This window comes from Novosphingobium mathurense, from assembly GCF_900168325.1.
Lineage (GTDB): Bacteria > Pseudomonadota > Alphaproteobacteria > Sphingomonadales > Sphingomonadaceae > Novosphingobium > Novosphingobium mathurense.
Genome location: NZ_FVZE01000001.1, coordinates 265,741 through 278,686, shown reverse-complemented (window position 1 = coordinate 278,686; position 12,946 = coordinate 265,741). Strand labels below are relative to the sequence as shown.

At 64.1% G+C, this 12,946-nt stretch carries 11 protein-coding genes and 1 tRNA gene; 4 read left to right on the top strand and 8 right to left on the bottom strand.

Translation table 11 applies throughout. From position 1 onward, the window contains the following. The first annotated feature begins 219 nt into the window (after nucleotides 1–219). Complete coding sequence (locus tag B5483_RS01420; RefSeq protein ID WP_079729259.1) at nucleotides 220–1,179, top strand: cation diffusion facilitator family transporter; 960 nt, start codon at nucleotides 220–222, stop codon at nucleotides 1,177–1,179. A gap of 83 nt (nucleotides 1,180–1,262) precedes the next feature. On the opposite strand, the gene clpX is transcribed toward B5483_RS01420, so the two are convergent. The 4 genes from clpX to B5483_RS01400 form a co-directional block, all read right to left on the bottom strand. Beyond that, nucleotides 1,263–2,525, bottom strand: a complete 1,263-nt coding sequence (gene clpX / locus B5483_RS01415) for an ATP-dependent Clp protease ATP-binding subunit ClpX (protein WP_054946450.1) — start codon at nucleotides 2,523–2,525, stop codon at nucleotides 1,263–1,265. A gap of 133 nt (nucleotides 2,526–2,658) precedes the next feature. Further along, nucleotides 2,659–3,327 (bottom strand): ATP-dependent Clp endopeptidase proteolytic subunit ClpP, encoded by a 669-nt coding sequence (clpP, locus tag B5483_RS01410; RefSeq protein WP_054946451.1) that lies wholly within the window; start codon nucleotides 3,325–3,327, stop codon nucleotides 2,659–2,661. Nucleotides 3,328–3,520: 193 nt separating this feature from the next. After that, complete coding sequence (gene tig / locus B5483_RS01405) at nucleotides 3,521–5,164, bottom strand: trigger factor (protein WP_079729257.1); 1,644 nt, start codon at nucleotides 5,162–5,164, stop codon at nucleotides 3,521–3,523. Between the two features lie 78 nt (nucleotides 5,165–5,242). Continuing rightward, nucleotides 5,243–5,327 (bottom strand) — tRNA-Leu (locus tag B5483_RS01400). 141 nt (nucleotides 5,328–5,468) lie between these two features. On the opposite strand from B5483_RS01400, the gene B5483_RS23095 reads away from it, so the two are divergent. Then, nucleotides 5,469–5,630, top strand: a complete 162-nt coding sequence (locus B5483_RS23095) for a hypothetical protein (protein WP_176167931.1) — start codon at nucleotides 5,469–5,471, stop codon at nucleotides 5,628–5,630. A 28-nt stretch (nucleotides 5,631–5,658) separates the two neighbouring features. On the opposite strand, the gene sppA is transcribed toward B5483_RS23095, so the two are convergent. Then, nucleotides 5,659–7,545, bottom strand: coding sequence for a signal peptide peptidase SppA (gene sppA, locus B5483_RS01395; protein ID WP_079729828.1), 1,887 nt, complete (start codon nucleotides 7,543–7,545; stop codon nucleotides 5,659–5,661). 134 nt (nucleotides 7,546–7,679) lie between these two features. Between sppA and B5483_RS01390 the strand changes: the two genes are divergently transcribed. Next, nucleotides 7,680–8,660: an aspartate carbamoyltransferase catalytic subunit gene (locus B5483_RS01390; protein WP_079729255.1), complete on the top strand. Its 981-nt coding sequence runs from the start codon at nucleotides 7,680–7,682 to the stop codon at nucleotides 8,658–8,660. Continuing rightward, complete coding sequence (locus B5483_RS01385) at nucleotides 8,657–9,907, top strand: dihydroorotase (RefSeq protein WP_054947880.1); 1,251 nt, start codon at nucleotides 8,657–8,659, stop codon at nucleotides 9,905–9,907. Before B5483_RS01390 ends, B5483_RS01385 begins: the two co-directional genes overlap by 4 nt. 140 nt (nucleotides 9,908–10,047) lie before the next feature. Here the strand turns inward: B5483_RS01385 and B5483_RS01380 are convergent, their stop codons facing one another. From B5483_RS01380 to B5483_RS01370, 3 genes are all read right to left on the bottom strand, one after another. After that, complete coding sequence (locus B5483_RS01380; RefSeq protein WP_245828777.1) at nucleotides 10,048–11,370, bottom strand: tetratricopeptide repeat protein; 1,323 nt, start codon at nucleotides 11,368–11,370, stop codon at nucleotides 10,048–10,050. 77 nt (nucleotides 11,371–11,447) lie between these two features. After that, nucleotides 11,448–12,008 carry a hypothetical protein gene (locus tag B5483_RS01375; RefSeq protein WP_079729252.1) on the bottom strand — a complete coding sequence of 187 codons (561 nt, stop codon included), beginning with the start codon at nucleotides 12,006–12,008 and terminating at the stop codon, nucleotides 11,448–11,450. 13 nt (nucleotides 12,009–12,021) lie between these two features. After that, nucleotides 12,022–12,741: a ParA family protein gene (locus B5483_RS01370; RefSeq protein ID WP_054947883.1), complete on the bottom strand. Its 720-nt coding sequence runs from the start codon at nucleotides 12,739–12,741 to the stop codon at nucleotides 12,022–12,024. Nucleotides 12,742–12,946: the final 205 nt, after the last annotated feature.

Below are 12,946 nucleotides of genomic sequence, written 5' to 3'. Positions count from 1 at the left end.
GCAATTTATGGAATGCTAAAATAATGCAAAATTGTCACAAATTCAGATAATCTCTATTTATCAATGCGTTAATTCATGGACTTCATTTCCGCATTGCGGCATAAATGTCACGCCCCAAGCCACTCCTGCATCCGTTCAAAATTTCCCATGAAATAGAATGACATGTGATGATACTTCATAGCTTGCTGGCCCTTGCCCGCACGTGCGATGAAATCAGCCATGGGCAGCGGACATCATCACGGGCACGACCATTCCCATGGTCACGGGCATAGCCACGGGCACCACCATCACGCTCCGCCGCTGCCCGGCAACGCCAACACGGCTTTCGCCATTGCCGTCGCGCTCAATGTCGGTTTCGTCATCGCTGAAGTCGTCGCAGGGCTGTTCAGCGGCTCGATGGCACTGCTGGCCGATGCCGGGCACAACCTCTCGGACGTGCTCTCGCTAATGCTGGCATGGGCCGCGAGCGTGTTGGCCGCCCGGCCGCCTTCGGAACGCTTCACTTACGGCCTGAAGAGTTCCTCGATCCTCGCCTCGATCGCCAATGCGGCGCTGCTTTGGGTCGCCATCGGCGCGATCCTGGTCGAGACGATCCGGCGATTCAACGATCCTGCACCTGTGGCCGGGATGACAATGATCGTCGTGGCCGCAGTCGGCATTGCCGTGAACGCGCTATCCGCCCTGCTTTTCGCCAAGGGCAGCAAGAGCGATCTCAACCTGCGCGCCGCTTTCATCCACCTCATGGCTGACGCGGCGGTCTCTGCCGGAGTCGTGCTGGCCGGCCTGGCAATCTACGGGAGTGGCCTTGCCGTGATCGACCCAATCACGTCCCTGCTTATCACCGCCGTGATCGCCTGGTCGAGCTGGGGCCTTCTGCGCGATTCGCTGCGTATGGGAATGCTGGCTGTACCCGATCATATCGACGTGGCGAAAGTACGCACCTTCCTCGAGAGGCAACCCGGCGTCGTGCGGGTCCACGACCTCCATGTCTGGCCGATGAGCACGACCGAAACAGCGCTCACCGCCCACCTCGTCATGCCGGGCGCAAGCCGCGAAGACGCGTTCCTCCGCCAACTCGGTCGCGACCTCGAACACGAGTTCGGCATCGGCCACCCGACGATCCAGATCGAGACAGATCCGGACGCACCCTGTGCCCTGGAAAGCGAAGCAGTCATCTGACTTTCAAAGCACCGCGTCTCAAAGAAAAAGGCCGCCCGCATCGCTGCGGACGGCCTTTTTTCCGTTCTGTCCGGCGCTGAACCTCAGGCCGCGGCTTCGGCCTTGTCGCCCTTGAGTACGCGAACCGGCTCCTTGCGGCCTTCAACCACTTCCTTGTCGACCACGACTTCGGCGATGTCGGTCTCGGTCGGCAGGTCGTACATGGTATCGAGCAGCAGACCCTCGACGATCGAGCGAAGGCCACGGGCACCGGTCTTGCGGTCGATTGCCCTCTGGGCAATCGCCTCAAGCGCCTCGTCGGTGAAGGTCAGCTCAACGTCCTCAAGCTCGAAAAGCTTGCGGTACTGCTTGATGAGCGCGTTCTTCGGCTCCTTGAGGATCTTCACGAGCGCAGCGATATCGAGATCTTCCAGCGTCGCAATGACCGGCAGACGGCCGACGAATTCGGGAATCAGGCCGAACTTGAGCAGATCTTCTGGCTCCGACTTCTGCAGGAGCTCGCCCACGCGGCGCTTGTCGGGATCGGCGACGTGTGCACCGAAGCCGATCGAACGCTTCTGCAGGCGGTCGGCGATGATCTTTTCGAGGCCCGCGAAGGCGCCGCCGCAGATGAACAGGATGTTGGTCGTGTCCACCTGCAGGAATTCCTGCTGCGGGTGCTTGCGGCCGCCCTGCGGCGGGACCGAAGCGGTGGTGCCTTCCATCAGCTTGAGCAGTGCCTGCTGCACGCCCTCGCCCGAAACGTCACGCGTGATCGACGGGTTCTCGGCCTTGCGGCTGATCTTGTCGATCTCGTCGATGTAGACGATGCCGTGCTGCGCCTTCTCGACGTTATAGTCGGAAGCCTGGAGCAGCTTGAGGATGATGTTTTCCACGTCCTCGCCCACGTAACCGGCTTCGGTCAGCGTGGTGGCATCGGCCATCGTGAAGGGCACGTCGAACGTCTTGGCCAGAGTCTGCGCCAGCAGCGTCTTGCCGGAACCGGTCGGGCCGACCAGCAGAATGTTCGACTTCGACAGCTCGACGTCGCCCTGCTTGCCGCTGTGCTTGAGGCGCTTGTAGTGGTTGTGCACCGCCACCGACAGCACGCGCTTGGCGCGGTCTTGGCCGATCACGTAGTCGTTAAGCGTCTCGCAGATTTCGCGGGGAGACGGCACGCCGCCATCCTTCTTGCCCGCGATCCCGGCCTTGGTTTCCTCACGAATGATGTCGTTGCAGAGCTCGACGCATTCGTCACAGATAAAGACCGTGGGTCCCGCGATCAGCTTGCGCACTTCGTGCTGCGACTTGCCGCAGAAGCTGCAGTAAAGGGTGCTTTTCGCGTCAGATCCGCTCAATTTCGTCATTTTCCGTCTTTGGCCCCCGTTTGAGGCGACTCGATTAGTCTACTCTGCGGGGGGCCGGTTTTGCAATCCTAGGCCGAATTCGTTGAGACTGGCTAAATGGCTAACACCGCGTATCGCCATTCACCCTGCCGCATCATCCTTCGGCCGTCTTCTCCGCATCAGGCCGCGTTTCGAAAACCTTGTCGACGAGACCGAAGGCCAGCGCTTCCTCGGCTTCGAGGAAGGTATCGCGGTCCATCGCCTTCTCGATTTCGTCGAGCGACTTGCCGGTGTACTTCACGTAGAGATCGTTCAGGCGCTTGCGCATGCGCAGGATTTCACGCGCCTGGATCTCGATGTCCGATGCCATGCCGCGCGCGCCGCCCGAGGGCTGGTGCACCATGATTCGGGCATTGGGCAGCGCGATGCGCATGCCCGGCTCACCCGCAGCGAGCAGGAAGCTGCCCATCGATGCGGCCTGGCCGATGCACACGGTCGAAACGCGCGGCTTGATGTACTGCATGGTGTCATGGATCGCCATGCCCGCCGTGACGACACCGCCCGGCGAGTTGATGTACATCGAGATATCCTTCGAGGGATTTTCCGATTCCAGGAACAGCAACTGTGCGACGATGAGCGAGGCCATGTGGTCCTCGACCTCACCGGTCACGAAGACGATGCGCTCACGCAGCAGGCGCGAGTAGATGTCGAAGCTGCGCTCACCGCGACTGGTCTGCTCGACGACCATGGGCACAAGAGCGCCGGTCACGGGATCGGTGGTGAACTTTCCTTGGGCGCCCGAGGCGCCAAACAGGTCGAGCATGGGAGTCCTCTTCTGGTTGGACCGTCTATGTCGCGTGCCGTTTGCCGATGTTCAAGGGGATTAACCGATCAATCGACATCCGGAATGGGACAATTGTTTCAGCGATACCTCAAATCCGGCAGAGACCGGGATGCGACAACGGCCCGGCGTGCCAGAGCACACCGGGCCGTCAATCGCAAAGCACCGACCGGGATCAGTCTTCGGTCTTCTCGGCAGCCTTCTTGGCCGGAGCCTTCTTGGCAGCAGGCTTCTTGGCAGCAGGCTTGGCCTCGCCTTCTTCGGCAGCTTCAGCCTTCTTGGCCGGAGCCTTCTTCGCCGGAGCCTTCTTGGCAGCCGGCTTATCGGCTTCTTCCACGTCGGCGTCGTCGGCCTTCTTGGTAGCGGCCTTCTTCGCCGGAGCCTTCTTGGCGGCAGACGCTTCGGCCTCGCCCTCGTCGGCGGCATCGGCCTTCTTGGCAGCAGCCTTCTTCGCCGGGGCCTTCTTCGCGGCCGGCTTATTCGCGGTCGCTTCGTCGGTGTCGGCTTCGATCGCAGCCTGCAGTTCGTCGCGGGTCACTTCACGCTCGGTGACTTCGGCCTTCTCGATGAGGAAGTCGACGACCTTGTCCTCATAGAGGGGCGCGCGCAGCTGGGCGGCCATCATCGGGTCGTTGGCGACGTATTCCATGAAACGCTGACGGTCTTCGGGGCGGTACTGCTGCGCCGCCTGCGAAACCAGCATCGACATTTCCTGCTGCGAAACCTCGACGCCGTTGGTCTGGCCGATTTCCGACAGGAGCAGACCCAGGCGCACACGGCGCTCGGCGATCTTGCGATAGTCGTCCTTCTCGGCCTCGATTTCCTTCAGCGCGGCCTCGGGATCTTCCTCGTGGCTGGCTTCATGGGTGAGCTGCTGCCATATCTGGCTGAACTCGGCCTCGACCATCGTCGGCGGCACGTCGAAGTCGTGGCCGGCGGCTAGCTGGTCGAGCAGCGAGCGCTTCATGGCGGTGCGGGTAAGGCCGGCAGTTTCCTGCTCGAGCTGGCCCTTCAGCAGTTCCTTGAGCTGGTCGAGACCCTCAAGGCCCAGTTCCTTGGCGAAATCGTCGTCGATCTTGGTTTCGGCCGGAGCCTTCACTTCGTGTGCGACGATGTCGAAGGTGGTTTCCTTGCCCTTCAGGTTTTCGGCCTGGTAGTCCTCGGGGAAGGTCACGGTGATGGTGCGCTCGTCACCGGCCTTGATGCCGACGAGCTGTTCTTCGAAGCCGGGGATGAAACGGCCCGAGCCGATCACCAGCGGGGCCTTCTCGGCCTTGCCGCCTTCGAACTCGACGCCGTCGAGCTTGCCGGTGAAGTCGATGATTACCTGGTCGCCGTCTTCTGCCGCACCGTCCTTGGTCTCGAAACGCTGCTGTTGCGAGGCGATGCGCTCAACCGCTTCGTCGACCGCCGATTCGGCAACCGGAACGATCAGTTTTTCGAGCTTCAGGCCGTCGATGGCCGGTGCTGCGATGACCGGGAGCACTTCCAGGCTGACGGTGAGCTCGGCGTCCTTGCCCTGCTCATAGCCCTCGCCCAGAGCCACGTCCGGGTTCATGGCCGGGCGCAGCGCATTGTCGGCAACGAGCTTGTCCATCGCTTCGCGAATGGTGGTGTTGAGCGCTTCGCGGTGAATCGCCTCGCCGTGCATCTTCTTGACGAGGTTCGCAGGAACCTTGCCGGGGCGGAAGCCGGGCATGCGCACCTGCGGCGCGATCTTCTTGATCTCGCCCTCGACGCGAGCGGAAATATCCTTGGCGGGGATGGTCACCGTGTAGGCGCGCTTCAGTCCCTCGTTAGTGGTTTCGACGATCTGCATTTCGATGCCTTCCTGTGCAATCCTTGTGGTCGCTCTCGCGACCGACTCTCTCGCTTCATCCTCTCACCGCGGCGAAACTGGTGCGGGCGAAGGGACTCGAACCCCCACATCTTTCGATACTGGTACCTAAAACCAGCGCGTCTACCAGTTCCGCCACGCCCGCATTCGGATGAAGCCTGAAACTCAAGGGACGTGCCCTTATAAGCACGCGCGGAAAAGGGCAAGCGTCGCGACTCGTCATGATCCCTTGCAGGGCGATCCGTTCGGCCCCACGTTGGGTTCGAACAGCACGAGAGAGGTATCCATGGCGACGCAGCCCGGGGACGTCCCCGCGAACAATCCGCCCGAAACCCCGGTTCCGCCGGCAGAACCCAACGACCCCGGCCAGCCTGCGGAAGCCCCGCCCTACTCGCCGGATTTCGACCAGCCGGACGTCGGCCCCGAAGAAATGCCGCCGCAGGAATGAACCCCGCCTGAGCGGCCCGGAACCGGGCCTATTTCAGCCCTGCGAGAGCCGCCAGCCTGGCCGCCAGCGACAGCCCGTTGCCCGCTTCGCGGGGATCGCCGATCGCCGGCAGGTCGGGGCAATCGAGGCAATAGGCCTGCGCGCCGCGACTTCCCATGAGGTTGGCGAATTGCGCTGCGATCCGCCTTGTCTGGGCCTCCTGACGCGCGGCGACAAGGCCGGTCAGGTCATAGACCGCTTCACCGTCGCCGGGTCCGGCGAGCATGCTGCGCAACATCGATTCGAAACGGCCTTCCTTCGCGCCGAGGTACTGCGCGTGCCACTTTCCGTTGCCTACCCCGCCCTGCTTTGCCGCATAGGCCAGTGCGACGTCGAGATTTCCCATCTCGTCGACCAGCCCCAGCTCCTTCGCTTCGGCCCCCGGCCAGACGCGCCCCTGTGCGACCCGGTCGATCCGTTCCGGCGTGGTCTTGCGCGACTTTGCAACGACTCCAAGAAACTTGCCGTAGATGTTGTCGACCGATGCCTGGAGCATGCGCTCCACCTCGGGCGTGAAGCCGCCGAGGATGTCGGGCTGCCCGGATAGCGGCGTCGTGCGCACACCGTCGCTGGTTACCCCGAAGTCGGCCAGCGTCTTCTCGAAGCTGGTGACGACAGCAAAGACGCCGATCGAGCCGGTAACAGTTCCCGGCTCGGCGAAGATCCGCTCTGCCGGCGTGGACACCCAGTAGCCGCCGCTCGCGGCCATGTTGGCCATCGAGACCACAACCGGGATCTTGCGTGCCTTGTAGCGCTCGATGGCACGGCGGATACGCTCTGCCGCCATGACCGAGCCGCCCGGCGAATCGACTCGCACGACAAGCGCCTTGAAGCCCTCGTCGATGTTGTCGTCGAGCAACTTGGCGATGCGGTCGCCCCCGGCCTTGCCCGGCCCGGCCTCGCCATCGACGATCTCCCCGGCAATGGTGATGACACCGATGCTGGCGCCCTCTGCCTTGGCGGGATTCGCCGCCAGCCATGTGTCGAGACGGGTATGGGCATAGGCGGGACCATCGCCGCCCGGCCCATCGCCGGCGATTTCGGCAACGCGCCTTTCGAATTCGGTCTTGTCGCCGATGCGGTCGACAATACCGGCGGACTTGGCCCCTTGCGCGAAATCCCCCTTCGAAGCTTCGACCCAAGCCATGGGATCACCGGCCACCTGCTCTACCTTCGACTTGGGACGCACCTTCTTCACGTCGGCCTTCCACGTCGCCCAGATCGAGCCATAGAGATCTTCGCTGGCTTCGCGTGCGGCAGGCGACATGTCGCTGCGGATGTAGGGCTCGACGTAACTCTTATAGGTTCCGGCGCGGTAGACGTGGGCGTTTACCTTGAAGCGGTCGAACAGGCCCTTGTAATAGGTCTGGGTGCCGCCGGGCCCGGCCACGAAGGCCCCGCCCATCGGATCGACCCAGACTTCGCTGGCGTGGGCAGCGAGCAGCACTCCGTCATCGGCATAGGCATTGGCGAACGTCAGCACCGGCTTTCCGGCCGCGCGCACCGCGTCGAGCGCCTTGCCGATTTCCTGCATGTGAACCATGCCGCCGCCCAGAAAGCGGGAGAGGTCCAACACCACGGCCTTGACGTGACCGTCCCTGACAGCGCCGCGCAGGGCCCGTTCGACGTCGCGGGCCTGATATTCACCGGCCGGGGCCTCGGCAGACAGCAGGAGCCGCAAGGGGCTGACTTCACTGCGCTCCTCGACGACGACTCCATCGAGATCGAGCAGCAGCGCGCCGTCGACGACGCGCCCCGGCGTCGGTCGCGACGCCAGCGCACCATAGATCAGCCCGAAAAACAGCAGCAGGAAAAGCAGGGCCAGTGCATCCTTGAAGGCTACCAGCAGCTTCCAGACCTTGCGCGCGAATTGCATGAAATTACCTGCCTTTCCGCCGGCACCCATACCTGCGCCGGGGCGCAGTGCAAAGCAGTGGCTGGGGACATCGTGCATCGCCGGGTCGAATCGGCTTGAGCCGGGGAGCAGGCATGCCTAAGGCATCGTCTTCAATGACATCGCCAGAATTCACTTACCCGGAAGGCAGCGCCGCCTTCCCGCACCGCGGCCTCGTAGGCATCGCGGGCCTCGCCCCGCATGAGATCATGTTCCTCCTCGACGAGGCGCAGCAGTGGGTGGAGTTGAACCGCCACGCCCAGAAGCGGCGGGACCTGCTCTCCGGCCTGACGATCATCAACGCCTTCTTCGAGAACTCGACGCGCACGCTGCTCAGCTTCGAGATCGCGGGCAAGCGTCTGGGCGCCGACGTCGTCAACATGGCCGTGGCGACATCGAGCGTGAAGAAGGGCGAAACCCTGATCGACACGGCGATGACGCTCAATGCCATGCGCGCCGATGCCATCGCGATCCGCCACGGCAGCTCGGGCGCAGTCCAGCTGATCGCGGACAAGGTGGACTGCCCCGTCATCAACGCCGGTGACGGCCAGCACGAGCATCCCACGCAGGCCCTGCTCGACGCGCTGACGATTCGCCAGGCCAAGCGCGCCTTCAATGGCCTGCGCGTCACCATCTGCGGCGACATCCTGCACAGCCGAGTCGCCCGCTCGAACATCCTGTGTCTCACCTCGCTCGGTGCCGAAGTGCGGGTCTGCGCGCCCCCGGCCCTGATGCCTGCCGACATCGAACGGATGAACGTCCAGGTCTTCCACGATTTCGATGCGGCCCTGCGCAACGCCGACGTAGTCATGATGCTGCGCCTCCAGATGGAGCGCATGCAGGGCCAGTTCATCCCCTCCCCGCGCGAATACCGCCACCTCTACGGCCTTTCGCTGGAGCGCCTCGCCAAGGCAGAAAGCAATGCCCTCGTCATGCACCCGGGCCCGATGAACCGCGGCATCGAGATCGACAGCAATGTCGCCGACCTCGCCGACCGTTCGCTCATCACCACACAGGTCGAAATGGGCGTGGCGATTCGCATGGCCTGCCTCGACGTGCTGACCCGAAAAGCGCGCGGACTGGAGGGCTGGGCATGAGCATACACGCACCCCTGACCGTCACCGGCGGCAAGCTGGTCCTTCCCGACGGGCGGATCGAGGCCGGCAATATCCGCTGCGAAGGCGGCTTCATCACCGCTATTGGCGATGTCTCCCCGCAGGCGGGCGACGTGGTTCACGAAGCGCGCGGCAAGCTGGTCACACCCGGGCTTGTCGACCTTGCGGTCTTCTCGATCGACAAGCCCGCGTTCCACTTTGGCGGAGTCACCCGCGCGGCGCTGATGCCCGATCAGGACCCGCCGCTCGACGTGCCGGCGCGGGTGCGCTTCGCCGCGCAATCGGGCAAACCGGATTTCTGGGTCCACCCCCTCGCGGCCGCGACCAAGAACCTCGAAGGCGAATCGCTGGCCGAGATCGCCCTGATGCGTGACGCCGGCGCGCGCGCCGTCGCCACGGGGCGCAGCTGGATCCGCGATTCGGGCACGATGCTGCGCCTGCTCCAGTATGCCGGCATGCTCGACATGGTCGTGGTGACCCACGCCGAGGACTCCGGCCTCGTCGGCAAGGCCGTCGCGACCGCCGGCGAAATGGCGACGCGCCTCGGCCTGCCCAGCGCTCCTGCCGAAGCCGAAGCCCTGGCAATCGCACGCGACATCGCCCTGGCCGAACTAGCCGGCGCAAAGATCCACTTCCGCAAGGTGACAACGGCAGCCGGCCTCGACCTCGTGCGCCGCGCCAAGGATCGCGGTGCGAAAGTCACCGCAGGCGTCAGCCCGGCCTATTTCATGCTTTCGGACCTGGCCCTCGCGAACTTCCGGACTTTCGCGCATCTCTCGCCGCCGCTGCGCTCCGAGGATGATCGCAAGGCCGTGATCGCCGCCATTGCCGACGGCACCATCGACATGATCGGTTCGGGCCACGATCCGCGCGGTCCCGAGGACAAGCGCCTGCCCTATACCGATTCGGCGCCGGGCATGGCCGGTTCGGAGACGCTCCTGCCGCTGACGATGACGCTCGTTCGCGACGGCGTGATCTCTATGAACCGGGCTTTCGAGCTGCTGTCCGCCAATCCCGCAAAACTGCTGGGCGTCGATGCCGGACGCCTTGCCGAGGGCATGGAAGCGGACATCGCCGTGATCGACCCGGACCGTCCATGGATCGTCGATTCGGACGAAATGGCGGCCGCGGCAGGCAATACCCCGTTCGACAAGCAACCGATGCAGGGCCGTGTACTGGCGCTGTTCAAGGGCGGCGTTGCCGTAAAGGCAAAGAAGCCCTCCGCCTAAGGCCATCCAAGCCCCCATCTGAAAAAAATGGATGCCTGCGCTATCGCCTGCCGCCGGCAGGCGAGCGGGGCAAAAAAAGAGGCCTTCGTCCGAAGACGAAGGCCTGCAAGGTTCACATGGAACTATTTGGGTAGGAGACTTCAGCGCCGCGCGCGCAGCGGGGCTCCTACGGCGCCGCCCTTCGGCAGGGCGCCGGGCAGCGATTGCGATTCGGAATAGGCCAGGCAACCGTCACCGCGGTTCCTGACCGAAGAGCACAGCGAATGCGCCGATGCCCGGTCGAAGCCTTCAGCGGCCACGCGGTAGTAGCGCGCGCCGTTCACGACGGCTTCGGTGATGCGCATGGTGTGATCCTTCAGTGAAGGATTGCGCTTCACGAAGATGCCCCAGGCTCGCTCGGCCCCTTCGCGAGACTGGAACGATCCCAATTGCACGAGATGGGTCTGGATTTCGGTCCGGCTCGACTTGGCCTTTTCGGGCTGGGCGATCTTCTCGGTCGACATCCGTTCGAAAGTCGCCTGGAAATTGCTTTCGCTCTTGGCGACCTTCTGAATCACCGGCTTGGCAACGAAACGGTTGGAGGGCCCAGTCTCGACGTGTTGTTCGACAACCTCGTTGACGGCAGCAAGCGAAGCCCGCTCAACCGGACGCGCGGCCGGTGCCGGAGCCGGATCGGCCTGATCGGAACCACCCCAGAAGCTCTCGCCCGTCTTCACCGGCGGCAGTTCACCGGCGGGCGCCTGACCAAAGGCAGGAGTCGGAATATCGGTACGTGCAAGCCGGGCTGCATCTTCCTTGTTGCCCAGTGCCAGCGCGGTTGGCTGCCCCGGGTCTGCGCGCAGCGGTGCGCCAAGCAGGCCGGCGACGCGGGCTCGCGACGCATCGGGGCGGGCCTTCGAAGCCCAATCGCTCAGACGCGCATCGAGCTGGTCTGCCGGAACATCCTGCCCCGCGATCAACCGCGCCTGCATCCACTGTCCCTGAAGGGCATAGGCATAGGCGAGGTTCTGCCGGGTCTTGACGTTGTTGTCGTCCTCGCTGCGAGCCGCGTCGGTCAGCACGGCGACGCCCATTTCGGGCTGTCCGGCGAGGGCAAGGGCAAGGCCGAAGTCGCTTGCCGGAATATCGTTGCGCCAGCGGCCCAGAACCGAGATCGCCTCGGCATTGCGGCCTGCGCCGATGTAGGCCAGCGCCATACCGAGACCAATGCGGGCGTTATCCCCGCCCAGCGTGACGGCATCCTCGAACGTGGTCGCAGCCGAGTCGAAACGTCCCGCCGAAAGGTAAGCCTGCGCCAGTTCGGTGCGCGCGGACGCGCTTTCGGGCGAACGGGCGACGCGCTTTTCGGCACGCGCCACCGCGGCTCCGGAACCAGCGTCGTTGAGGCCGCGCGCCACAGGCGCACTGGCGCTCGATGCAAACGGCGACTGGCCGGCGCAGCCCGAAAGCATGACAACCGCCATCGCCGAGCATACGGCAAGCCCAGTCGTCCGGGTCCGGTTTTCGAAACCTCGCATTGTTCTGCCCCCCTCTGCCTGCTTCAGCTAGGCTTGCGCGCAGTGCCGGTCAGCGCGAACAGCTCCGGCATTTCAGAAAGATACTTGTCGAGCGCCTCGGTCACGAGGACCTGCGCGCTGCGGTTGAGAACCACGCCGGCCATCTTGAGACGGAAATGCCGTTCCGCATCGAGACGCAGGGTGAAAGCGGCGCGGCGACCCTCCGGCAAAGTCCGTGCCGGCGGTTCGCTGCGTTGCATGCGGTGGGCGAGCTGTTCGATCTGGCGCAGCACTTCGGGCACTTCATGTCCGTTGCCTGCGTCGTTCGCGCTCCTCGCCGGTGCCTGTTCAGGACGAGCCATGACCGGACGATTGGCGCTGAAACGGTTTTCCGGCCTTGGCGCAGGCGCTTGGGCCACGTTATCCTCGCAGCCATGGGCGTGACCGAAATCATTCCAGCCCAGGTCGTCCATCTTGCGCGGATCGATCGGGATTCCGCCAGCCGTGAACCTGGAGGTGTCCTGCGGACGCATCGCCGGCCGGGCACCGCCCTTGCGGGCAAGAAGCCTCGGCGAGAGCGAGGCGAAATCGCGGGGCTCGCTCATGCCTTCTCTCCCCTCAGGAACCGGCCACGCGGCGACCGAAGCCACCGACCGGGCGATGGTTGCCCTGGATCATCGGCGCGCTGGCCGGGGCGGAGAAGACCGTGCGGCGGAAGTTCTTTTCCAGGCGGTCGGCCACGTAGTTCCACAAGGCCGTGACTTCCTGCGAGGAGCGACCATTGGGATCGACTTCCATCACCGTGCGGCCATCGATCATCGAAGCCGCAAAGTCCGTACGCTGGTGCAGCGTGACCGGCGCAACCGTGCCGTGCTGCGAAAGGGCGACGGCGGCCTCTGCCGTGATGCGCGCCTTGGGCGTTGCCGCGTTGACCACGAAGATCAGCGGCTTGCCCGAACGTTCGCACAAGTCGACGGTTGCACCAACGGCACGCAGGTCGTGCGGGCTGGGTCGGGTCGGAACGACGATCAGTTCGGCAACCGAGATCACGCTCTGGATGGCCATGGTGATGGCCGGCGGCGTGTCGATCACGGCGAGCTTGAAGCCCTGCTGGCGCAGGACCTGCAGGTCGCTCGCAAGGCGGGCGACTGTCGTCTGGGCGAAGGCCGGAAACTCGGCTTCACGTTCGTTCCACCAATCGGCCAGCGACCCCTGCGGATCGATGTCGATCAGGACGACCGGGCCAGCGCCGGCGCGTTGGGCCTGAACGGCAAGATGCCCCGAAAGCGTGGTCTTGCCGGAACCGCCCTTCTGCGATGCCAAAGCCAGTACTCGCAAATCAAAGTCCCCCGAGAAGTTGCGATACGCAGTAAAAGTCTCGAGAGGTGGGATCGCAGATCGGTCCTAATTTCCGGTTAATCAACGCCGTACCGGCCTCGGGGCCCGATTTCGCCCAGTCATGCGGTTTTTCGGGCTTCGGAAAGATACCCTTCACCATTCCCGTTTAGGAAACCGGACAGTGCAAATCGGCACTGCCTCGATC

What these genes read in the sequence shown, in the direction of transcription:
- B5483_RS01420 (WP_079729259.1), top strand. Translation starts at nt 220, where the DNA reads ATGGGCAGCGGACATCATCACGGGCACGACCATTCCCATGGTCACGGG.
- clpX (WP_054946450.1), bottom strand. Translation starts at nt 2,525, where the DNA reads ATGACGAAATTGAGCGGATCTGACGCGAAAAGCACCCTTTACTGCAGC.
- clpP (WP_054946451.1), bottom strand. Translation starts at nt 3,327, where the DNA reads ATGCTCGACCTGTTTGGCGCCTCGGGCGCCCAAGGAAAGTTCACCACC.
- tig (WP_079729257.1), bottom strand. Translation starts at nt 5,164, where the DNA reads ATGCAGATCGTCGAAACCACTAACGAGGGACTGAAGCGCGCCTACACG.
- B5483_RS23095 (WP_176167931.1), top strand. Translation starts at nt 5,469, where the DNA reads ATGGCGACGCAGCCCGGGGACGTCCCCGCGAACAATCCGCCCGAAACC.
- sppA (WP_079729828.1), bottom strand. Translation starts at nt 7,545, where the DNA reads ATGCAATTCGCGCGCAAGGTCTGGAAGCTGCTGGTAGCCTTCAAGGAT.
- B5483_RS01390 (WP_079729255.1), top strand. Translation starts at nt 7,680, where the DNA reads ATGACATCGCCAGAATTCACTTACCCGGAAGGCAGCGCCGCCTTCCCG.
- B5483_RS01385 (WP_054947880.1), top strand. Translation starts at nt 8,657, where the DNA reads ATGAGCATACACGCACCCCTGACCGTCACCGGCGGCAAGCTGGTCCTT.
- B5483_RS01380 (WP_245828777.1), bottom strand. Translation starts at nt 11,370, where the DNA reads ATGGCGGTTGTCATGCTTTCGGGCTGCGCCGGCCAGTCGCCGTTTGCA.
- B5483_RS01375 (WP_079729252.1), bottom strand. Translation starts at nt 12,008, where the DNA reads ATGAGCGAGCCCCGCGATTTCGCCTCGCTCTCGCCGAGGCTTCTTGCC.